Consider the following 20,274-nt stretch of genomic DNA (forward strand, 5'->3'; position numbering starts at 1 on the left):
CAAATCCTAGTCGGATTTGCCCGGGCAAAAGTAAACGTTTTTTTTTTGATTACCAAGAAGCTTTTTTCACTCCCGGGATTTTACCGTCCAATGCCATCTCACGGAAAGTTACGCGGGAGATACCAAATTGACGCATATATCCTTTAGGGCGACCAGTTAATTTACAACGGTTGTGCAACCGTACTGGCGAAGCATTCTTTGGCAATTTATCTAAAGCTGCATAATCTCCTGCAGCTTTCAAAGCTGCACGTTTCTCTGCATATTTAGCTACCAATTTCTGACGCTTGATTTCGCGTGCTTTTATTCCTTCTTTAGCCATTGTTGTTTGTATTTTGATTTTTGAACGGTAAACCGAATTGCTTCAACAACTCCAAAGCCTCCACATCATTGTCGGCCGAAGTTACGAAAGTGATATCCATACCCTGGATCTTATTGATCTTGTCAATATTGATCTCTGGGAAGATAATCTGCTCAGTGATACCCAAATTATAGTTACCTCTTCCGTCAAAACCTTTCTCATTGATGCCACGGAAATCGCGGATACGGGGCAAAGATACAGATACCAAACGATCAAGGAATTCGTACATATTGTTGTCGCGCAATGTTACACGCGCACCAATAGGCATTCCTTTACGCAATTTAAAGTTAGAGATATCTTTCTTTGATTTCGTAGAAACTGCTTGCTGACCAGTAATCAAGGTTAACTCTGCTACGGCGTTGTCAATCAATTTCTTGTCAGCAGTAGCAGCACCGATACCTTGCGATACAACAATTTTCTCAAGCTTCGGAACTTGCATAACGCTCTTATACTGAAATTTTTCCTTTAGCGTTGTACGGATTTCTTCCGCATATTTCGCTTTTAATCTTGGTACGTAAGTCATTATTTAATTTCCTCCCCTGATTTTTTTGCGTAACGAACAATTTTACCATCTGCATTTACACGACGACCAACACGAGTAGGCTCACCTGTTTTCGGATCAATCAACGCTAAATTAGAGATGTGGATAGCAGCTTCTTTCTCAATAATACCACCATTAGGGTTAGCTGCGCTAGGCTTCGTATGTTTTTTAACGATGTTAGCTCCTTCTACAACCGCTCTGTTAGTGTCTTTTATAACCTGCAGAACTTTACCCTGAACACCTTTCGAGTTGCCGGCGATAACTTTCACCAAATCACCAGTTTTGATCTTGATTTTGTGCGTAGTTGTTTGTTTCTTCTTGTATGCCATAATTATAAAACCTCCGGTGCTAGTGATACAATTTTCATGAACTGCTTCTCACGTAATTCCCGAGCTACTGGGCCGAAGATACGTGTTCCGCGTGGTTCATCGTTATTATTTAACAATACAGCAGCGTTGTCATCGAAACGGATGTAAGAACCATCTTTACGACGGATCTCTTTTTTCGTCCGTACGACTACTGCTTTAGAAACGGTTCCTTTCTTCACGTTTCCTGAAGGTAAAGCGCTCTTCACGGTAACAACAATTTTATCACCGATAGATGCATAACGCTTACGCGTACCGCCTAATACACGGATTACTAAAACTTCTTTAGCTCCCGAGTTGTCGGCCACATTTAATCTTGATTCCTGTTGTACCATTATTTAGCCCTTTCTAATATTTCAACCAATCTCCAGTTCTTTGTTTTACTCAGCGGACGAGTTTCCATGATTAATACCGTATCGCCGATACCGCAGGTATTTGTTTCGTCATGAGCTTTAAATTTGGTAGTTTTTTTGACGAACTTACCATAGATGGGGTGTTTTACTTTACGTTCAACAGCCACTACGATAGATTTGTCCATCTTGTTGCTAACTACCAAGCCGATTCTTGTTTTTCTTAAATTTCTTTCCATTTTTCGACTTTACATTTATGCCTCAGCGGCTGTTTTAGATTCTGCAGCAATTCTACGCTTCGAAATCTCTGTTGAGATACGAGCAATAGTTTTGCGCGCTGCTTTGATCGCGTTAGGGTTCTCAATAGCAGAAACAGCATGTGCAAATTTCAACTTGTTAAGAGCAGTCTTCTCTTGTGCGAGACGAGCTGTAAGTTCCTCTTGTGATAATTCGATAATTTCTGAATTCTTCATTTTCTTTCAGTGTTGTGTCGGGTTATCAATAAGTTTAGACAATGTCTTGCATGTAACGGACACAAGACCCACTATTGACATTACCAACGTTTATGCTTCTACGTAGTCTCTACGTATAACAAACTTCGTTTGAACCGGTAATTTTTGAGCAGCTAAACGCAACGCTTCTTTGGCAACTTCCAAAGGCACGCCTTCTGCTTCAAATAACATACGGCCTGGGCGTACTACGGCTACCCAGTATTCAGGAGCACCCTTACCTTTACCCATACGCACCTCTGCAGGTTTTTTGGTAACAGGCTTGTCAGGGAAAATACGGATCCATACTTGACCTTCACGTTTCATGTAACGTGTTACGGCAATACGTGCTGCCTCAATCTGGCGGCTGGTGATCCATGCTGGCTCCATTGACTTGATACCGAAAGAACCGAAAGCTAACTCCGCTCCACGAGAAGCGTTACCTTTCATGCGGCCTTTCTGCATCTTTCTGAACTTCGTTCTTTTTGGCTGTAACATGTTCGTATCTTATTTAATCCGCCAACTAGCGGATATCTGTTTTAATCTGTTAATTAATTATCCTCTGTTTGAACCACCACGGTTTCCGCCACGATTGTTTCCACCACGGTTTCCGCCACGTCCGCCACCTTTACGGTTGTCACGACGATCGCCGCCACCTTCGTTTCCACCACGGGTTTTCGTGTTTGATGTTTGTCCGATGTTAGGAGATAAGTCACGCTTACCGTAAACTTCGCCTTTACAGATCCAAACTTTCACACCGATCTTGCCGTAAGTCGTCAAAGCTTCTGCTAATGCATAGTCGATGTCAGCACGGAATGTGTGCAAAGGTGTTCTTCCTTCTTTATATTGTTCGGTACGCGCCATTTCAGCACCACCCAAACGACCTGAACACATTACCTTGATTCCTTCAGCGCCCATACGCATGGTTGAAGCAATCGCTGTTTTCATTGCACGACGGAATGAAATACGTGCTTCTAACTGTTTAGCGATACCTTCGGCTACCAATTTGGCATCAAGCTCAGGGCGTTTGATTTCGAAGATGTTGATTTGAACGTCTTTCTTCGTCAATTTTTTCAACTCTTCTTTAATCTTGTCCACTTCTTGACCACCTTTACCGATAACGATTCCCGGACGAGCCGTATGGATAGTAACCGTGATGCGTTTCAAAGTTCTTTCAATAACAACCTTTGCTACGCCTCCTTTTGCGATACGTACAGAAAGATATTTCCTGATTTTCTCGTCCTCAACTAACTTATCAGAATAGTTGTTGCCTCCGAACCAATTAGAGTCCCATCCTTTGATGATACCTAATCTGCTACCTATTGGATTTGCTTTTTGTCCCATTCTTATACTAAATTAGTTGTTTACGTTGTTTAAACTATCTACTACCAAAGTTACATGGTTTGAACGTTTACGAATTCTATAGCCACGGCCTTGTGGAGCTGGACGCAATCTCTTCAATTGACGACCACCACCTACTTGTATTTCTTTCACATACAAAGCGCTGTCTTCTAAAGAAGCACCTTCATTCTTTGCTTCCCAGTTTTTGATAGCTGATAATAATAATTTCTCAACACGAGCAGCAGCTTCTTTTCCTGAATGTTTCAGGATGTAAAGAGCCGATTCCACTTTTTCGCCACGGATAAGATCTACCACTAAACGCATTTTACGCGGTGAAGTAGGGCAGTTCAATAACTTGGCAGTAGAAGCTCCTCCTACTTGAGCTTTTTCCTGCTCTTTGCGCTGTCTGATTAAGACAGATTTTTTGAGTTTTTTCGTTGCTTCCATTACCTAATTATTTTTTCTTTTCTGCGTGGCCTTTGAATGTACGCGTAGGCGCGAATTCACCAAGCTTGTGACCAACCATATTTTCTGTTACATAAACAGGGATGAATTTATTCCCGTTGTGCACTGCGAAGGTATGACCAACAAAATCAGGTGAAATCATAGATCTACGAGACCATGTCTTGATTACTGATTTTTTGTTTGTTTCATTCATAGAAAGAACTTTTCTTTCTAAGTTGTGATCGATATAAGGACCTTTTTTAATTGAACGAGCCATTATTTTTTCCTTCTCTCAATGATGTAACGATTCGATATTTTCTTCTTAGCGCGTGTTTTGAAGCCTTTAGCCAACACACCTGTACGTGAGCGAGGGTGACCTCCTGATGAACGACCTTCACCACCACCCATTGGGTGATCAACCGGGTTCATAGCCACACCACGAACGCGAGGACGACGGCCTAAATGACGTTTACGACCTGCTTTACCTAATACCTGGTTTGCTTTCTCTGCGTTCGATACGGAACCGATAGTCGCAACACATGTTAATAAGATCATACGGGTCTCGCCTGAAGGCAATTTAATGATGGCATACTTACCGTCACGAGCAGACAATTGCGCGTACGTACCAGCCGAACGAGCAATAGATCCCCCTTGACCAGGATTCAACTCAATATTATGGATGATTGAACCTAGCGGGATATTTGCTAGTGGCAGTGTATTGCCTATTTCTGGGGCTACTTTATCACCTGCTACGATCGTTTGGCCAACTGTTAATCCAGCTGGAGCAATAATGTAACGTTTTTCACCATCAGCGTAGTGCAATAAAGCAATACGTGCAGTACGGTTTGGATCGTACTCTATGGTAGCAACTTTTGCAGGGATATCTTTTTTATCGCGTTTGAAATCAATTAATCGGTATACTTTTTTATGTCCCCCACCGAGATAACGCATAGTCATTTTACCGGACTTATTACGACCACCTGATTTTTTAACGATACCAACTACTAATGATTTCTCAGGAACGTTAGTTGTAACGTCCGAGTAGTCAGCACCTACTCTGAAGCGAGTACCAGGGGTAACCGGTTTGAATCTTTTAACTGCCATTTCTTATTATAGTGTACTGTAAAAGTCAATAGTTTCACCATCTTTCACTGTGATGATGGCTTTTTTATATTTAGGAGCTCTTCCAGATACGAAACCTGCTTTTGTATAACGGCTTTTTGCTTTACCGGCAACAACCGCTGTGTTAACCGCCAAAACGGTCACACCGAACATTTCTTCAACAGCTTGTTTGATCTGGATTTTATTAGCTCTGTGGTCAACCTTGAAAGCGTAACGGTTTAACTTCTCCGTCAATAACGAAGCTTTCTCAGTTAAAATAGGTTTTTTGATAATTTCCATATTACTTAGCGAATGCTTCCTCCAAAGTTTTAACAGAATCTGTCGTCAACAAAAGTTTGGTAGCATTCAATACATCATACGTATTTAAATCTGCTGCAACGATAACCTTTGCTTTCTTCAAGTTTCTGCTTGATAAATAAACGTTCTTGTTTTCTGTCGGCAATACGAGAAGGGTTTTCTCGTCGGCACAGTTCAATGCATTGATGAACGATACATAGTTTTTGGTTTTGATTGCATCGAAGTTTACTTCGTCCAATACCAAGATGTTGTTCTCTTTAGCTTTGTAGCTCAATGCGGACTTACGCGCCACCTGCTTTAACTTTTTGTTCAATTTGAACGAATAATCACGAGGCTGTGGACCAAATACACGACCACCACCATTAAACAATGGAGATTTGATAGAACCCGCACGGGCACCACCTGTACCTTTTTGTTTGTGTAATTTACGAGTAGAACCCGCAATTTCATTACGTTGCTTCGATTTGTGTGTTCCTTGGCGTTGGTTCGCTAGGTATTGTTTCACATCCAAATAGATCGCATGGTCGTTTGGCTCTACGCCGAATACGGACTCAGGAAGCTGCACCTTGGCACCTGTTTCTTTACCTGATAAATTTAATACATTAACTTCCATCTCTCTACTATTTGTCTACGATTACATAAGAACCTTTAGCTCCTGGAACGGAACCATTAACAACAATAAGGTTTTGATCAGGATAAACTTTCAAAACCTGTAAGTTTTGAATTTTCACTCTGTCTCCACCTGTACGGCCTGCCATGCGTTTCCCCTTGAATACGCGAGAAGGCCACGAAGCAGCACCTAATGAACCTGGAGCACGTAGCCTGTTGTGCTGACCATGGGTCGCACCACCTACACCACCAAATCCGTGACGCTTCATTACACCTTGGAAACCCTTACCTTTTGAAGTGCCGACTACATCAACGTATTCGCCTTCTTCAAAGATAGTGACATCCACCGTGTCACCTAGTTGCTTCTCATCCTCAAAGGTTTTGAATTCAACTAGCTTACGCTTAGGACTAACCCCTGCTTTTGCAAAGTGTCCTTTTAAAGGAGCCGTCGTGTTCTTTTCTTTGGCATCATCATAGCCAAGTTGAACAGCAGAATAGCCATCCTTTTCTACCGTACGTATCTGCGTTACCACGCACGGCCCAGCCTCAATTACTGTACAAGGGATGTTCTTCCCTTCCGCATCGAACAGGCTGGTCATTCCTACTTTTTTACCAATAATTCCTGACATCTTATAAATAAATTAATTAATCGTCCATCGAAGCAGTAGGGCTTCGTTCAAGACACACTTTCCCCATAAAGGGACTGCAAAGGTAGAAAGAATTTTATAAGTATCAAATAGTTAGCGTATTATTTTTTTTTGACACAAAAGTTTATTAAACGCTCGGGGGTCAAGTCTCTAAAAAAATTTGCATCTATTTAAACAAGGAAAAGGGTCATACGAACCCTTTCGCACATTCAAACGTGTCGCATCCCTTGTGGCGTTGCTAATATTGCCCTGTATTTAACATTACTAGCGTACAAGCCTCCACCGTTTCGATTCCTGCATCTTCAAGTTTTTGCTTCAAGTCCTCATTCTCCGTGCCCGGATTAAAAATCACACGATTGGGTTTTGTTTGCAAAATATAATCATAATAGATGGACTGATTCTGCGGACCGACATACAACGTAATCGTATCAATATCTGTGTGGATATTGTCCGTGTCTTCTATATCTATACCCGCCACTCTGCCTTTTTTTCTTCCTACATTCACAATCGGATATCCTTTGCGAACTAACTTATTTGCTACCAAATAAGCATAACGGGCGGGGTTAGTGCTTGCACCAACAATAAGTGTCTTCTTCATAAATTGAACATAAGTTAGTTGACAATGAAATCACCATTTGCATTATAAGCATTTTGCCTCAAAATAGGCATTTTCAAAATTCTATACAAGTCGTCTAATTTTACTAAACTACCGTTCACCATATTGGACAACAAAACAATTGTAATATCGTTTGTCAGATCCCTTACATATAGATTACGAAATCCATGCCACCACCCCGTATGGTAAACTATTTGAGCTTCTTGAGGCGAAAACGTCCGCCAACCGTAGCCATAACTAAAAAGACTACGTTTTGCGTCGCTACGTGGCATATAAGCAGAGTCCAACATGGCTTCACCGATAACTCTTCCATCTTTCAACGCGATGTCCAATAGGAATAAATCCTGCACGGTGCTATAGATGCCTTTGTCTCCCACAGGCCCATCCAAGTAGTTTTGCACTACGGACCTTCTCCATACCCGATCGTGACCTATAACATCTGTCGGAATTTTATCATATACTGCTTTTGACAATACAGCCGTATTTTTCATACCGGCTGGGTCAAAAATCGATTCCTTCATATATACCGCAAAATCCTGCCCTGTCACCTTCTCTATAATCGACGCCAACACCATGTAATTGGAATTATTATAATGGAAGCGTCCATCGGGAGCTCCGTACCGCATAGGTTTGTGCTCGATCAATAAGTCCATGGCTTCCATGTTACTCATCGCTTTTGTACGATCGTTCCAAGCGTCCTCCGAAAAATAAATATAGTTTGGAAGACCGCTGCGGTGGCTCAATAACATTTGTACGGTGATGTTAGGATATGGAAAGTCTGGAAAAAAGTCGTTCACCGTCTGATTTAAGCGTAATCTTTCCTCCTCCACTAATTTCAACACGCCCAACGCCGTTAAGGGCTTGGAAACCGAAGCCAGCTCAAATTTAGAAGCAATCTTCAAACTATCCTTATGGAGATAGTCCGCCCAGCCAAATGTATTTTGATAAATTATTTTCCCTTTCTTCGCAATCAATACGTTCCCATTAAAACCCGATTTCCGATGTAAATTCTGCATAAAGGCATCTAATTCCTTATCCCCATCTGCTGGATTATAAACAAGCGCAATACTGTCCTCTTCTTGTTGTTTTCGCTGCTTTTGTTCTATTTTGCTTTGTTTCGCTGCCGGCGATGAACAGGACACCAACCCGACAAATAAACTGATAATTAAGATCTTCAAAAAATGTATACTCACTAAACTACCTCTCAAATATATTACGGTTTAAACTAAATAAATGCTACTGTTCCAAATTAATATTTATTAAAGGAAAAATCAAGGATTATTCGCTATCATTTATACAAAAAGGACATCGTTCTATAGATGTCCTTTCCTTTTCGTCGTAATATTAAAACACTTACGTTTATGCTAAAAGTCTAATTGGCGCTTCCAACAGTCCTTTCAATGTTTGCAAGAATGCCGCACCTGTAGCACCGTCAACCACCCGGTGGTCACAGCCTAAAGTTAGCTTCATGATATTGCCAGGAACAACAGCACCATTTTTTACCACCGGAACCTGCTGAATAGCTCCTACGGACAAAATAGCTCCGTCCGGCGAATTGATAATAGACGTGAACTCGTCTATTCCAAACATACCTAGATTGGATACGGTGAAAGTTGAGCCTTCCCAGTCTGAGGGTTGTAATTTTTTAGCTTTTGCTTTCTGGCCATACTCTTTTACCTCTGCAGAAATATGAGACAATGATTTACCATCAGCAAAGCGCACAACCGGCACCAATAAACCATCTTCTACCGCCATCGCCACGCCAACATTTACATGTTCGTTAAAGCGGATCGTATCTCCTTGCCATGAAGAATTTACAGCAGGGTGCTGCTTCAATGCTACAGCAACTGCTTTGATAACGATATCATTGAACGACACCTTCACTGGCGCCACCGTATTGATTTGACCACGTGCTTCGATCGCGTTGTCCATATCGACTGAAATAGTCAGATAGAAATGTGGAGCTGTGAAAAGGGATTCTGATAAGCGGCGAGCAATCGTTTTACGCATTTGCGAAACTTTTTGCTCCGTATATTTTTCTTCACCAATATATTGTGGTAAAGATATGGTTTTGGTCTCCGTAGTAGCTGCAGACGTAGGTGCCGAAGGCTGTTCTTTTGCTGTTGGCACGAAGTTCTCTACATCTTTCTTTACAATCCGTCCGCCATCCGCAGAACCTTTTACGTCATTTAAATTGATGCCTTTATCTTTCGCTATTTTGCGTGCCAAAGGCGATGCTTTGACCCGAGAATCGTCTGATACCTCAGAAGAAGTGGAGGTTGATGCTGGAGTCTCTTCTTTTGACTGTAACTTATCCCGCTTGGGTTCATCCGATTTGGAGGCCTTAGCCGAAGAACCTGACTTTTGCTTAAGCAATGGTGTCACATCTGTTCCTTCTGGACCAACAATAGCTATAATATCATTCACTTTTGCAGCTTGTCCAGCCTCCACACCAATATAAAGCAATGTGCCTTCCGCATAAGCAGTTACTTCCATCGTCGCCTTGTCAGTTTCCACATCTGCAATAGCATCATCAGACTTAATGGCATCTCCTACTTTGAAATTCCATTGTGCAATTACGCCTTCCGTCATCGTATCGCTCAACAAAGGCATAGTGATAACCGTACAATCTAAGTCTTCCGCTGAAACGGACGATGAATCATCGCCGGCATCATCCGAAGCAGATTCCGTCGCTTTAGACGTTTCTTCTTTGTCGTCGTTTTCTTTTTTATCCTTAGAATTTTCAGAAGCTGAACTATCTTCTTCTAATAGGGCTTTATAATCCTCTCCTTCTTCTCCCAAAACGGCAATTACAGCATCCACTGCTACCGCTTCCCCCTCTTTTGGTCCTATGTACAACAATGTTCCTTCTTGATAAGACTCAAAATCCATTGTTGCTTTATCTGTTTCAACTTCAGCAATCAAATCACCGGAGTTTACCTTATCACCGACTTTTTTGTGCCATTTAGCGATTACACCTTCGGTCATGGTGTCGCTCATTTTCGGCATTTTTACTACTTCAGCCATATTGTATAGTAGATTATATCTTTAAGTTAAAGTAATTCGCTAAATCATTCCTTGATAAAAGGATAGTCCTCCTGTACATATACATCTTCATAGATGGCCGAAGGATCTGGGTACGGAGATTCTTCTGCGAACTTCACAGCTTCGTCTACTACTTTTTTCACTTCAGCTTCTACCTCCTTGAACCAAGCCTCATCTGCATATTTATTTTCCATAATAGCAGCTTTGGTGGTAATTAACGGATCTTTACCTTTATACTCCTCTAACTCTTCTTTTGTACGATATTTAGCAGGGTCTGACATAGAATGCCCTTTATAACGATATGTACGAATTTCTAAGAAAGTTGGACCTTCTCCCGCACGAGCGCGTTGGACAGCCTCATCCATAGCATTATGTACGGCTACCGGATCCATTCCATCTACAGGAGCGCTCGGCATGTCGAAAGCATGTCCCATTTTATAGATATCCATCATATTTGTAGTACGCTGTACAGAGGTACCCATAGCGTATCCGTTGTTTTCACAAACAAAAATAACCGGCAGCTTCCATAACATCGCCATATTGAAAGCTTCATTAAGCGCTCCTTGACGTACAGCGCCATCACCCATAAAACATACGTTGACATTATCCGTCCCTAAATACTGTTCAGCAAAAGCAATGCCAGCACCTAGAGGAATCTGCCCACCAACGATACCATGACCACCCATCATCTTATGCTCTTTAGAGAAAAAGTGCATCGAACCGCCTTTACCTTTCGAACAACCTGTCACTTTTCCAAAAAGCTCTGCCATACATTCATTAGCAGACATACCTTTCGCCAAAGCATGTGCATGATCACGGTAGGAGGTGATAACGGAATCTTCCGGCTTAGTAGCAGAAATAGTACCTGCCATAACCGCTTCCTGACCAATGTAAAGGTGACAAAACCCGCGGATCTTTTGCTGACCATATAATTGCCCTGCTTTTTCCTCGAATTTACGCATAAGTAACATGGACTTATACCACTCTAAGTATGTTTCTTTTGTTATAGGTGTTGAACTCATTTTGAAGTATTGAATTTCTTAACTAATCCGACCACAAATCTAATCATTTATAACGATATATTGGACAATATTTTAGCAGGAAATGGCGTTTTTTGTCAAAAAAGCAATCAACTGTTCCGACGAAACTCTTTGCTGTTCGCCCGAAGCCATATCCTTCAGAGAATAAACACCAGATGCGATCTCTTCCTCCCCTATCAGCAACGCATAAGGAATCTTTTTAGCATCCGCGTACCCCATTTGTTTCTTCAACTTCACCGCATTCGGATAAAGCTCGGCAGCGACTCCAGCTTCTCGGAGATTATACAGCAAAGGAAGTGTATAGGGATAGGTTTCTTCTCCAAAATTTACGATAAGCACTTGAGTGGAAGCGGAAGAGGAGTTCGGGAAAAGTTGAAGTTCTTCCAAAACATCGTAAATACGATCGGCACCAAACGAAACACCCACCCCTGTAAGATCCTTTAGTCCGAACATACCTGTCAAATCATCATATCGACCTCCGCCTCCGATACTCCCCATCGAAACCTCATTGGTCTTTACTTCGAAAATACAGCCCGTGTAGTAATTTAATCCACGCGCAAGCGTAATATCTACTTCTATAAAATCATCTAATCCTTCCAATCCAAAATTCTTCAGATAACGGAATACCTCCTCTATTTCAGCAATACCCTGTAAACCAATCGAAGAAACAGATAATACATCCTTTAAAGACAAGAGCTTTTCGTCATTGGAACCATGAAGCAGAATGATGGGTTTCAATACATCCAGATCTGCCTGCGTAAAGCCTCGGGCCAACAATTCTTTGTTCACACCATCCAGCCCAATCTTATCGAGTTTGTCAATGGCCACGGTCATATCCACAATTAGCTCCGGCTTTCCTATTACCTCAGCAATACCCGACAAAATCTTACGATTGTTGATCTTAATCGTAAAATCTTTCAACCCCAAAGCCGTCAAAGCCTCCTGATAAACCAATATAAATTCGGCTTCATTAAGCAATGACGAAGATCCCACTACATCAACATCACATTGGTAAAATTCTCTATATCGTCCGCGTTGCGGCCTGTCTGCACGCCACACGGCCTGTATCTGAAAGCGTTTAAAAGGCAATGCAATCTCGTGTTGGTGCATGACAACATATCGAGCAAAAGGCACCGTTAAATCATAACGAAGTGCTTTTTCTGAAATATGGGGAATTAACTTATTGGAGGATTTTTCGGTCAATACTTCCATTGGCGCTTTAGCTAGGTAATCGCCCGAATTGAGTATTTTAAAAATTAATTTATCACCCTCTTCTCCATATTTTCCGGTTAAAGTCGATAAGTTTTCAAACGATGGAGTTTGAATCTCGTTATAACCAAATTTCTTAAAGACAGTTCTTAAGGTATTGAATATATAATTTCGCTTTTCCATCTCCTGAGGAGAGAAATCACGCGTACCTTTAGCTAATGAAGGTTTGATATTTGCCATAGGGCAAAGGTAATAAAAAAGGGAATTAACGAGAAAGTTCTTCCACTGCAAACACTTTCAACTCCTCGCAAGCCTTTTCCGCTGCTAGTTTTTCGGCACTCTTCTTATTAAAGTCTTTTCCTATACCCTGTACCTCACCGTCTATAACAACTTTTACGGTAAATAACTTGGTTGATTCACCAGGTGGACTCTCGACCGGCACAAACTGAATCTCCTTGCCAAAATGCTGGCACCATTCGATGAGCCGACTCTTAAAATTGGTTTCGGTGATTTCCAACGTATGGATATCAACGTGGGGCTTGATAATTCTCGTTAATAGAAATTCCCGCGTGAATGAATACCCTTTATCCATATATACGGCTCCAACGACAGCTTCAAAAGCATCCCCAAGCAAAGAGCCCTGCTTGTTTGGATAGCTAATCATGCGGGCATCGTAGTCTATCAATTCGTTAAAACCTAACTTACGGGATAGTTGATTCAGGTTAGCTCGACTAACAATTTTAGACCGAAGTTCTGTCAAAAAACCCTCGTCTTTGTAAGGATACAACTTAAATAGCAACTCCGCGACAACCGAACCTAATATCGCATCTCCCAAAAACTCAAGTCGCTCATTACTATTCTTGACACCATCCTTGATTGTGGTTGCAACAGATTTATGGCGAAAAGCCATCTGGTACAACTTGATATTCCCCGGCACAAACCCAAGAATATTCCTTAGTTTACGAACGTAAACTTTATGCGGAGAAAAGTATAAATAGTATATCCTCAAGAAAGGCATTAAGTATATGATATAAATAAGTAATAGGCAGTTTCTCTTCGAAACCACCTATTATTTGTATCTCAATAATCCCCTCTTCCCAATATTTAATATTAAGAGTGGTATTTCTTTACAATAATGGATGCATTATGACCACCGAAACCAAATGTATTACTCAATGCAGCATTTACTTCGCGTTTCTGAGCCTTATTAAATGTAAAGTTTAGATTATTATCAATCTCTGGATCATCTGTAAAATGATTAATAGTAGGCGGTACAATATCGTGCTTGACAGATAAGATGGAAGCCATAGCTTCTATCGCACCTGCTGCTCCTAGCAGATGTCCCGTCATTGATTTTGTAGAGCTTATATTCAATCTATAGGCATGTTCGCCAAATAAATCAATAATAGCCTTTGTTTCACTGATATCCCCAACCGGTGTCGAGGTGCCGTGAACATTGATATAATCTATATCCGAGTAGTTCAAGTTTGCATCAGCAATAGCCTTACTCATTGCTAGTTTTGCTCCGAGACCATCAGGGTGCGATGCCGTAATATGGTGCGCATCGGCACTCATCCCACCTCCCGCAACTTCTGCATATATTTTGGCTCCTCGAGCCAATGCATGTTCTAAGCTTTCCAATATGATAGCACCCGAGCCCTCTCCCGAAACAAAACCATCACGATCCTTATCAAAAGGACGGGACGCTGTTTTAGGATCGTCGTTTCGAGTAGACAATGCGTGCATAGCGTTAAATCCACCTATTCCAGCTTCGTTAATAGTAGCTTCCGAACCGCCTGTAATAATGATATCCGCCATCCCCATGCGGATGTAATTAAAGGCATCTATCATTGCATTAGTTGATGAAGCACAGGCTGATACTGCAGAGAAGTTGGGACCTCTCAAACCATGGCGCATAGAAATGTGCCCAGGTGCTATATCAACAAGCATCTTTGGAATAAAAAAAGGATTGAAACGAGGTGTTCCATCACCTTTAGAAAAGTTTGCCACTTCTTCTGTAAAAGTAGTCAAACCACCGATACCAGACCCCCAAATAACACCTATCCGGTTTCTGTCTAATTTATCGAATTCAAGCCCGGCATCCTTCACAGCCTCATCAGTAGAGGCGATAGCATACTGGACGAAAGGATCGACCTTGCGAGCCTCTTTGCGATCCATATGGTTATGTGGATCAAATCCCTTCACTTCACAAGCGAATTGGGTCTTAAATTTTGATGCATCGAAATGCGTAATAGGAGCAGCGCCGCTCACACCATTAACCAACCCGTCCCAATAAGATGAAACGTCATTTCCTAAAGGTGTAAGGGCGCCTAACCCTGTTACAACTACTCTTTTAAGCTCCATTAAATATGTTTGGCCTAATAAATTAGTTATTAACGTTCTTTTCTAAATAAGAAATAGCTTGACCTACTGTACTGATGTTTTCAGCTTGATCATCTGGAATAGCCACGTTAAATTCTTTTTCGAACTCCATGATCAACTCAACTGTGTCAAGTGAGTCTGCACCTAAATCATTCGTGAATGAAGCCTCTGGTGTTACTTCTGCTTCGTCTACACCTAACTTTTCAACGATAATTGCTTTTACTCTTGATGCGATATCTGACATGATTTTATAATTTAATTGTTTAATAAATCTGTGCAAAGAAAAATAAATTTCCCCAAATATCAAACCCTTTTTTGACTTGATGATGGGAAAGAAGAACGTCCCGGCTCCCTAACCAGTCCAAAAACCGCTACCATAAAGAGCGTATCCAATATTAACAATTTTTTTTGTTTATACCAAGAACTTTAAAATCAACGTGTATTTTTGATAGAAATAGACGAATAATATGCTTTACAGCTGATTTTTTCATAATTTCGGACGCTGTGAGCATAACAAAAAAACATCTAACACTTGATCTTGATTTCGATATTGAACTCGATTTTGTATTGATTGGCATTAGTTCGCCACTGCGCGACTATAGACTCTGCCATTTTCTTTACAAACATGCTGGTCTGGCATTTGTTCGTGGAAAAGAAGATTATGTCGATCATAAAGGATATGCAAAAGAAAAAGAGCGAGACGAAATGGATTACCATATTGTGTACGAAAAAAACAAACAAAAGAAGCTCCTTAAGCACTATTTTACTATCTATCGCTATTGTGACGACAATTTTGAATTCGAATTCTACATCATCAACAACCGCAGTTTAGAAGGGGTTTTTCTACTACCGGAGCTTCCAAATTTTGATTACTTGTTAATTATCAAACACTATATCGACCGAGACGATGTCCGTACATTATTAGAAGAAATAAAAGGTATCCATGAGGTCATGTTGGCCAAAAAGTTAGACCCGGCCTCATTGAAATCCAAAGAAAATCTTATATTTTAGCGCTTTAAATTAATGCAAAGTGTAAATTTTACACTTTCTTAAACCTAACTTATTAAACAGATTGCTATTTTTGTACCATACTGTTTATTTCTTAGAAGATAAAATATACATAAATAAAACACTGTAAATGAACAAGATTCAAAAAAGGACAAAAATTGTTGCCACACTAGGTCCGGCCTCGTCGGATAAGACAATATTGACCAACATGATTGCAAAAGGTGTGGATGTTTGCCGACTTAATTTCTCTCATGGCAGCCAAGACGACCACCTTAAAGTGATTAAAACCATCCAAGAAATTAATAACGAGCATCCCTTTAACGTCGGAATTCTGGCAGATCTTCAAGGTCCTAAAATCCGTATTGGAAAAATGAAAGAAGGCGGCGCCATCTTAGTAAATGGTGCAGAAGTAGAGATCACTACCGAAGAACTTATAGGTGACGAGAATCGTATATATATTACTTATGAAAATTTTCCCAATGACGTTAAAGAGAATGAAATTATCCTATTGGATGATGGCAAGCTACAATTGAGGGTCATCAGCACAAATTACAAAGATACGGTAAAATGTCAAGTGGTACATGGCGGTGTATTGACTTCCCGTAAAGGTGTCAATCTCCCCAATACAAAAGTATCTATACCATCTCTTACAGAAGAAGATTTGGACAATCTAAACTTTGCTTTAGATAACGGCGCAGACTGGATTGCTATGTCCTTCGTACGTTCGGCAGACGATATCCATCAATGTAAGGAAATTATCAAGGCAAAAGGAAGTCATGCATTAGTTATCGCTAAAATTGAGAAGCCGGAAGCAATTGATAATATTGACGCCATTATTGAAGCTACAGATGCGATTATGGTGGCCCGCGGAGACCTTGGTGTGGAGATGCCGATGGAAGTCGTACCTGGTCTACAGAAGATGATCGTGCAAAAATGCCGTGACCTTTCGAAACCAGTTATTATCGCAACCCAAATGTTGGAAAGTATGATCACGACACCTCGCCCTACACGTGCGGAAGTAAACGACGTCGCCAACTCCGTACTTGATGGCGCTGATGCGGTCATGTTAAGCGGAGAGACTTCAGTCGGTGAGTTTCCAGAAATTGTTATCGAGACCATGACAAAGGTTATCACCCAGGTCGAAGCAACATCTTACCCATACTACAGTCCGAAAGAAAGTGTATTGTCTGAACAAACCAAGATATCAGATGCGATTTGCGGCTCTTCGATTCATCTTGCCAAAAATACAAAGGCCACAGCGTTCGCTGTCATGACGTCGTCGGGATATACGGCACTCGAAATTTCAAGCTATCGACCCGATGCCCATATATATGTGTTCACAGGCAACAAGAACTTAATCAATCAGCTTAGTTTGTTATGGGGTGTAAAAGTGTTTGTGTATAGCAAATTTGAAAGTACCGACGGCACTATCCAAGATGTGAACGGCTTACTAAAAGAGCTGAATCTCGTGTCTCCAGGAGAGATCGTCATCAACACGGCCTCCACGCCATTACATCAAAAAGGAAAAACAAATACGATTCGGGTTTCGCAATTAAGTTAACCCTAATTCGTAGCTCATGATTACCTTTGAGCCCCTCGGGGTTCGTGCTTGTGACTCGTTATTAGTTACGAATTACAAGTACGAACCCCGAATTTTGTATCAAAGCTATTACAAGTGTCAATTTAACATGATTTTAGCCTTTTTCTTCTTTTCTTTGACTTACTAGCTTTAATTGATGAAAAGGAGTATACTTATTTTTCTGTGTATTATCAGCCATTATTTGTCTGCACAATCCATACAAGGAGTGGTTGTCGACCAAGCAGATCAAAAAACATTGGAGAATGCCTCCATAGTTCTTTTAGACACAGATTCCATCATGCGGTATTTTACACGAGCTAACGCAAGCGGGAAATTCAGCTTGGAAAAAATAGAAAAAGGAGAATACTTATTATTAATTACCTATCCCAAATTCGAGATTTATAGCCAACCGTTAGAAATAAAAAGCGACAATATTGATCTAAAAACAATCGGTATCAACTCACAATCCAATCTACTGGAAGAAGTTGTCATCAATCAGAAAATCCCCATCAAGATCAAAGGAGACACGATAGAATACGATGCGGGTAGCTTTGAAACGGAGAAGAATGCCAAATTAGAAGACCTGCTACGCAGGCTACCCGGGTTAACAGTATCCGCTTCCGGCGAAATTACTGCACAAGGAAAAAGTGTATCCAAAGTTTTGATTGACGGAGAAGAATTTTTCGGATACGATCCTAAGATTGCTATCCGCAATGTCCGGGCTGATGCTGTGGACAAGGTTCAAGTCTACGAGCGAAAATCGGAGGAGGCTGAATTGACAGGTATAGATGATGGGGTAAGACACCAGACGGTTAACGTTGTATTGAAAGAAGAAGCAAGACGCGGTGTATTTGGGAATGCCAATGCGAGTATCGGCACAAAAGGGCTCTTCGACCTTAACACATTTGTCGCAAAATTCAACAAATCGGAACGCCTTGCCATTACAGGCAACTGGAATAACATGGGGAATAGCGGCGACGCCAGCCGAATCCGTATGAATAACCAGATCGTCGGACGCCCAATGCATAAAAGTGGGGGCATGAACTATGAAAACAACTTTTTTGAAAAAAAGCTACATTTAACTTCAAGTTATAACTTCACCAATAATGGCACGGCAAATGAATCCAATAGCTATAACAAACGTGTATTGAATGACAACCAAACACAGGAAACTACGAGAGAAGGAGCGTCGGAAAATGACAGTAGAAACCATGTTTTACGTTCACAAATTCGTTATCGGATCGATTCCATAAGCAACTTAAACATACAATTAAATGGTGGCAAAGGACAGCAAACATCTTCTTCCAGCTCATCCAGTAGCACCTTGCGAAATGAAAACATAAAAGCAAACGAGTTCGAAAGCCGGCACAATAGTGAAAATGATAATGAAAATCTTAATTTAAGAGTAGACTATCGAAGGCGATTAAATAAAAAAGGTCGGAGTTTAAACCTTCATCTGAATACACAAGTAGACAATTCTACATCCACCGATCAAGTAGATGAACAAACACATTTATATGATACGTTCGGTGTTATTCAAGATACAGTGATTGTCGATCAAACACGTTTATCTGAAAATAAAGGAAATAATCTGGGAGCATCTATTAACATCAGCGAGCCGATAACGAAACAGCTAAACCTTACATTGGGTTACAGCTTCAATACCGCTGCTCGAAATGCCCTGGTTAATGCATATGATAATAATCTCGATGCTAGTAGCACGTTGGATAGTCTCTATTCAAAAAATGAAACAAATAATTCTCATACCAACGGCATGAATCTCAACTTGAACTTCCACAGTAATAAGTTGAACGTAAACCTATCCAATCGGACAATGCACCGACATCAAGAGCTCACGGACAGTTACCGGGATATCGGACTTTCCAGAAACTTCTGGCAAAACAACTTAAATGCAAACGTATCCTACAGAATCACAAATAACAAGAATCTTACGATAGGTTACCAAAATAACACCAATGTACCAAGTTTCTCCCAGTTACAACCGATACAGCCGCCGACAAACGAGTTGTATAGACAACTCGGAAACCCTGATCTGAAACGGGAAACAAACAATAATATAAATTTCAACTTTAATAAATTTAGTTTGTTGAAAGCATCTTCCTTTAACATCAATGCGAATAGTGGTTTTACTAAAAATGCCATTGTTAATCGCTCTATTATTGACGAAGAGGGAAGAACGACTACGACATTCGTCAATATCCAAAACCATATTAATTGGAACGGGCGTGTGCATGCCAACTACACCCGTCCGATCTTAAACGGCAGCGTCCAGTTTGGCCCGTTTACCTCTGTTCAGTTCAGCAACAATTATGGTTTTATCAATGGCGACCTCAACCGTAGCAATAATACAAATACCAATGCAGGAATCAATGCAAATAAGCAGAACTCGAAAAATGTAGACTTTAACTTCAATTTAAGCTTCGGAGTGAACAATGAGGTGAATACGATTCAGAGACAGCTGAACAATACTGCATTTCGTTCTTCGGCAAATGCTGATCTAAAATATTTTCTTCCTTTTAAATTTAGCCTCACCCAAGTATTGTTTTATAGCTATACCGGAAAGTCAAAGGTTTTTCCCGAGCCCATACAACAATTCTACATGAATTTAGAACTTACGCGCAAACTACTGAAAGACGAATCACTTTTGCTGAGCGTTAAAGCTTTCGACGTATTTAATAGCTTTAACAATACTAACCGTTCTTTCAACAGCAACAGTTTTTCGGAAACGCAACAGGAAATGCTTACCCAATACTTTATGGTTGGTGTAAAATGGGACTTTAACAAGAATTTAGGAAAGAAAAATGGAGATTAA

25 protein-coding genes are annotated in these 20,274 nt (G+C 40.8%); 3 read left to right on the forward strand and 22 right to left on the reverse strand.

The features are described from left to right. Positions 1 to 49 precede the first annotated feature (49 nt). The 22 genes from rpsN to G5B43_RS12540 form a co-directional block, all read right to left on the reverse strand. The gene (gene rpsN / locus G5B43_RS12435) at positions 50 to 319 is read right to left on the reverse strand and encodes a 30S ribosomal protein S14 (protein ID WP_105717618.1); all 270 of its coding nucleotides are present in this window, start codon (positions 317 to 319) and stop codon (positions 50 to 52) included. After that, on the reverse strand, positions 312 to 881 hold the full coding sequence (gene rplE / locus G5B43_RS12440) for a 50S ribosomal protein L5 (RefSeq protein WP_165295075.1): 570 nt from the start codon (positions 879 to 881) through the stop codon (positions 312 to 314). The genes rpsN and rplE overlap by 8 nt, the downstream gene beginning before the upstream one ends. Then, complete coding sequence (rplX, locus tag G5B43_RS12445; RefSeq protein WP_165295077.1) at positions 881 to 1,228, reverse strand: 50S ribosomal protein L24; 348 nt, start codon at positions 1,226 to 1,228, stop codon at positions 881 to 883. Before rplX ends, rplE begins: the two co-directional genes overlap by 1 nt. Before the next feature lie 2 nt (positions 1,229 to 1,230). Then, a complete protein-coding gene (gene rplN / locus G5B43_RS12450) occupies positions 1,231 to 1,599 on the reverse strand; it encodes a 50S ribosomal protein L14 (RefSeq protein ID WP_165295078.1) in 369 nt (122 codons plus the stop codon). Next, complete coding sequence (gene rpsQ / locus G5B43_RS12455; protein ID WP_099370336.1) at positions 1,599 to 1,853, reverse strand: 30S ribosomal protein S17; 255 nt, start codon at positions 1,851 to 1,853, stop codon at positions 1,599 to 1,601. The genes rplN and rpsQ overlap by 1 nt, the downstream gene beginning before the upstream one ends. Before the next feature lie 15 nt (positions 1,854 to 1,868). Further along, positions 1,869 to 2,087, reverse strand: coding sequence for a 50S ribosomal protein L29 (gene rpmC / locus G5B43_RS12460; RefSeq protein ID WP_165295079.1), 219 nt, complete (start codon positions 2,085 to 2,087; stop codon positions 1,869 to 1,871). Between the two features lie 90 nt (positions 2,088 to 2,177). Beyond that, positions 2,178 to 2,600 carry a 50S ribosomal protein L16 gene (gene rplP / locus G5B43_RS12465; protein ID WP_093364169.1) on the reverse strand — a complete coding sequence of 141 codons (423 nt, stop codon included), beginning with the start codon at positions 2,598 to 2,600 and terminating at the stop codon, positions 2,178 to 2,180. Between the two features lie 57 nt (positions 2,601 to 2,657). Further along, complete coding sequence (rpsC, locus tag G5B43_RS12470; protein WP_148919841.1) at positions 2,658 to 3,446, reverse strand: 30S ribosomal protein S3; 789 nt, start codon at positions 3,444 to 3,446, stop codon at positions 2,658 to 2,660. A gap of 12 nt (positions 3,447 to 3,458) precedes the next feature. Beyond that, on the reverse strand, positions 3,459 to 3,890 hold the full coding sequence (gene rplV / locus G5B43_RS12475) for a 50S ribosomal protein L22 (RefSeq protein WP_206367345.1): 432 nt from the start codon (positions 3,888 to 3,890) through the stop codon (positions 3,459 to 3,461). A gap of 7 nt (positions 3,891 to 3,897) precedes the next feature. Then, complete coding sequence (gene rpsS, locus G5B43_RS12480) at positions 3,898 to 4,164, reverse strand: 30S ribosomal protein S19 (protein WP_037498931.1); 267 nt, start codon at positions 4,162 to 4,164, stop codon at positions 3,898 to 3,900. Next, on the reverse strand, positions 4,164 to 4,991 hold the full coding sequence (gene rplB, locus G5B43_RS12485) for a 50S ribosomal protein L2 (RefSeq protein ID WP_165295080.1): 828 nt from the start codon (positions 4,989 to 4,991) through the stop codon (positions 4,164 to 4,166). The genes rpsS and rplB overlap by 1 nt, the downstream gene beginning before the upstream one ends. A gap of 6 nt (positions 4,992 to 4,997) precedes the next feature. Further along, the gene (gene rplW, locus G5B43_RS12490) at positions 4,998 to 5,288 is read right to left on the reverse strand and encodes a 50S ribosomal protein L23 (protein WP_130143038.1); all 291 of its coding nucleotides are present in this window, start codon (positions 5,286 to 5,288) and stop codon (positions 4,998 to 5,000) included. Between the two features lies 1 nt (position 5,289). Beyond that, entirely contained in the window at positions 5,290 to 5,919 is a 630-nt protein-coding gene (gene rplD, locus G5B43_RS12495; RefSeq protein WP_165295081.1) for a 50S ribosomal protein L4, read from the reverse strand. A 7-nt stretch (positions 5,920 to 5,926) separates the two neighbouring features. Next, positions 5,927 to 6,544 (reverse strand): 50S ribosomal protein L3, encoded by a 618-nt coding sequence (gene rplC, locus G5B43_RS12500; protein ID WP_165295082.1) that lies wholly within the window; start codon positions 6,542 to 6,544, stop codon positions 5,927 to 5,929. Positions 6,545 to 6,800: 256 nt separating this feature from the next. Then, positions 6,801 to 7,160: a CoA-binding protein gene (locus G5B43_RS12505; protein ID WP_165295083.1), complete on the reverse strand. Its 360-nt coding sequence runs from the start codon at positions 7,158 to 7,160 to the stop codon at positions 6,801 to 6,803. A 14-nt stretch (positions 7,161 to 7,174) separates the two neighbouring features. Continuing rightward, positions 7,175 to 8,386, reverse strand: a complete 1,212-nt coding sequence (locus G5B43_RS12510; RefSeq protein ID WP_240904859.1) for a serine hydrolase domain-containing protein — start codon at positions 8,384 to 8,386, stop codon at positions 7,175 to 7,177. A gap of 151 nt (positions 8,387 to 8,537) precedes the next feature. Further along, positions 8,538 to 10,205: a 2-oxo acid dehydrogenase subunit E2 gene (locus G5B43_RS12515; RefSeq protein WP_165295084.1), complete on the reverse strand. Its 1,668-nt coding sequence runs from the start codon at positions 10,203 to 10,205 to the stop codon at positions 8,538 to 8,540. Between the two features lie 44 nt (positions 10,206 to 10,249). After that, positions 10,250 to 11,245: a pyruvate dehydrogenase (acetyl-transferring) E1 component subunit alpha gene (gene pdhA, locus G5B43_RS12520; RefSeq protein WP_165295085.1), complete on the reverse strand. Its 996-nt coding sequence runs from the start codon at positions 11,243 to 11,245 to the stop codon at positions 10,250 to 10,252. Between the two features lie 72 nt (positions 11,246 to 11,317). Further along, a complete protein-coding gene (gene hisS, locus G5B43_RS12525; protein ID WP_165295086.1) occupies positions 11,318 to 12,712 on the reverse strand; it encodes a histidine--tRNA ligase in 1,395 nt (464 codons plus the stop codon). A 25-nt stretch (positions 12,713 to 12,737) separates the two neighbouring features. Then, positions 12,738 to 13,490: a ribonuclease III gene (gene rnc / locus G5B43_RS12530; RefSeq protein WP_165295088.1), complete on the reverse strand. Its 753-nt coding sequence runs from the start codon at positions 13,488 to 13,490 to the stop codon at positions 12,738 to 12,740. 92 nt (positions 13,491 to 13,582) lie between these two features. Next, positions 13,583 to 14,836: a beta-ketoacyl-ACP synthase II gene (fabF, locus tag G5B43_RS12535; RefSeq protein ID WP_165295089.1), complete on the reverse strand. Its 1,254-nt coding sequence runs from the start codon at positions 14,834 to 14,836 to the stop codon at positions 13,583 to 13,585. 22 nt (positions 14,837 to 14,858) lie between these two features. Next, positions 14,859 to 15,098: an acyl carrier protein gene (locus G5B43_RS12540; RefSeq protein WP_105717695.1), complete on the reverse strand. Its 240-nt coding sequence runs from the start codon at positions 15,096 to 15,098 to the stop codon at positions 14,859 to 14,861. A gap of 260 nt (positions 15,099 to 15,358) precedes the next feature. Here G5B43_RS12540 and G5B43_RS12545 point away from each other — a divergent pair, with 260 nt between their 5' ends. The 3 genes from G5B43_RS12545 to G5B43_RS12555 all read left to right on the forward strand — a co-directional run bounded on the left by G5B43_RS12545 (position 15,359) and on the right by G5B43_RS12555 (position 20,274). Beyond that, positions 15,359 to 15,865 carry an IPExxxVDY family protein gene (locus tag G5B43_RS12545; protein WP_317167513.1) on the forward strand — a complete coding sequence of 169 codons (507 nt, stop codon included), beginning with the start codon at positions 15,359 to 15,361 and terminating at the stop codon, positions 15,863 to 15,865. Between the two features lie 127 nt (positions 15,866 to 15,992). Then, complete coding sequence (gene pyk / locus G5B43_RS12550; protein ID WP_165295090.1) at positions 15,993 to 17,423, forward strand: pyruvate kinase; 1,431 nt, start codon at positions 15,993 to 15,995, stop codon at positions 17,421 to 17,423. Between the two features lie 175 nt (positions 17,424 to 17,598). Further along, complete coding sequence (locus tag G5B43_RS12555; RefSeq protein WP_165295092.1) at positions 17,599 to 20,274, forward strand: TonB-dependent receptor domain-containing protein; 2,676 nt, start codon at positions 17,599 to 17,601, stop codon at positions 20,272 to 20,274.

Origin of the sequence: Sphingobacterium sp. SGR-19 (genome assembly GCF_011043555.1) — a bacterium.
Classification (GTDB): Bacteria; Bacteroidota; Bacteroidia; order Sphingobacteriales; family Sphingobacteriaceae; genus Sphingobacterium.

Excerpts from the sequence above, each read along its gene's own strand:
- rpsN (WP_105717618.1), bottom strand. The coding sequence starts at position 319 with ATGGCTAAAGAAGGAATAAAAGCACGCGAAATCAAGCGTCAGAAATTG.
- rplE (WP_165295075.1), bottom strand. The coding sequence starts at position 881 with ATGACTTACGTACCAAGATTAAAAGCGAAATATGCGGAAGAAATCCGT.
- rplX (WP_165295077.1), bottom strand. The coding sequence starts at position 1,228 with ATGGCATACAAGAAGAAACAAACAACTACGCACAAAATCAAGATCAAA.
- rplN (WP_165295078.1), bottom strand. The coding sequence starts at position 1,599 with ATGGTACAACAGGAATCAAGATTAAATGTGGCCGACAACTCGGGAGCT.
- rpsQ (WP_099370336.1), bottom strand. The coding sequence starts at position 1,853 with ATGGAAAGAAATTTAAGAAAAACAAGAATCGGCTTGGTAGTTAGCAAC.
- rpmC (WP_165295079.1), bottom strand. The coding sequence starts at position 2,087 with ATGAAGAATTCAGAAATTATCGAATTATCACAAGAGGAACTTACAGCT.
- rplP (WP_093364169.1), bottom strand. The coding sequence starts at position 2,600 with ATGTTACAGCCAAAAAGAACGAAGTTCAGAAAGATGCAGAAAGGCCGC.
- rpsC (WP_148919841.1), bottom strand. The coding sequence starts at position 3,446 with ATGGGACAAAAAGCAAATCCAATAGGTAGCAGATTAGGTATCATCAAA.
- rplV (WP_206367345.1), bottom strand. The coding sequence starts at position 3,890 with ATGGAAGCAACGAAAAAACTCAAAAAATCTGTCTTAATCAGACAGCGC.
- rpsS (WP_037498931.1), bottom strand. The coding sequence starts at position 4,164 with ATGGCTCGTTCAATTAAAAAAGGTCCTTATATCGATCACAACTTAGAA.
- rplB (WP_165295080.1), bottom strand. The coding sequence starts at position 4,991 with ATGGCAGTTAAAAGATTCAAACCGGTTACCCCTGGTACTCGCTTCAGA.
- rplW (WP_130143038.1), bottom strand. The coding sequence starts at position 5,288 with ATGGAAATTATCAAAAAACCTATTTTAACTGAGAAAGCTTCGTTATTG.
- rplD (WP_165295081.1), bottom strand. The coding sequence starts at position 5,919 with ATGGAAGTTAATGTATTAAATTTATCAGGTAAAGAAACAGGTGCCAAG.
- rplC (WP_165295082.1), bottom strand. The coding sequence starts at position 6,544 with ATGTCAGGAATTATTGGTAAAAAAGTAGGAATGACCAGCCTGTTCGAT.
- G5B43_RS12505 (WP_165295083.1), bottom strand. The coding sequence starts at position 7,160 with ATGAAGAAGACACTTATTGTTGGTGCAAGCACTAACCCCGCCCGTTAT.
- G5B43_RS12515 (WP_165295084.1), bottom strand. The coding sequence starts at position 10,205 with ATGGCTGAAGTAGTAAAAATGCCGAAAATGAGCGACACCATGACCGAA.
- pdhA (WP_165295085.1), bottom strand. The coding sequence starts at position 11,245 with ATGAGTTCAACACCTATAACAAAAGAAACATACTTAGAGTGGTATAAG.
- hisS (WP_165295086.1), bottom strand. The coding sequence starts at position 12,712 with ATGGCAAATATCAAACCTTCATTAGCTAAAGGTACGCGTGATTTCTCT.
- rnc (WP_165295088.1), bottom strand. The coding sequence starts at position 13,490 with ATGCCTTTCTTGAGGATATACTATTTATACTTTTCTCCGCATAAAGTT.
- fabF (WP_165295089.1), bottom strand. The coding sequence starts at position 14,836 with ATGGAGCTTAAAAGAGTAGTTGTAACAGGGTTAGGCGCCCTTACACCT.
- G5B43_RS12540 (WP_105717695.1), bottom strand. The coding sequence starts at position 15,098 with ATGTCAGATATCGCATCAAGAGTAAAAGCAATTATCGTTGAAAAGTTA.
- pyk (WP_165295090.1), top strand. The coding sequence starts at position 15,993 with ATGAACAAGATTCAAAAAAGGACAAAAATTGTTGCCACACTAGGTCCG.
- G5B43_RS12555 (WP_165295092.1), top strand. The coding sequence starts at position 17,599 with ATGAAAAGGAGTATACTTATTTTTCTGTGTATTATCAGCCATTATTTG.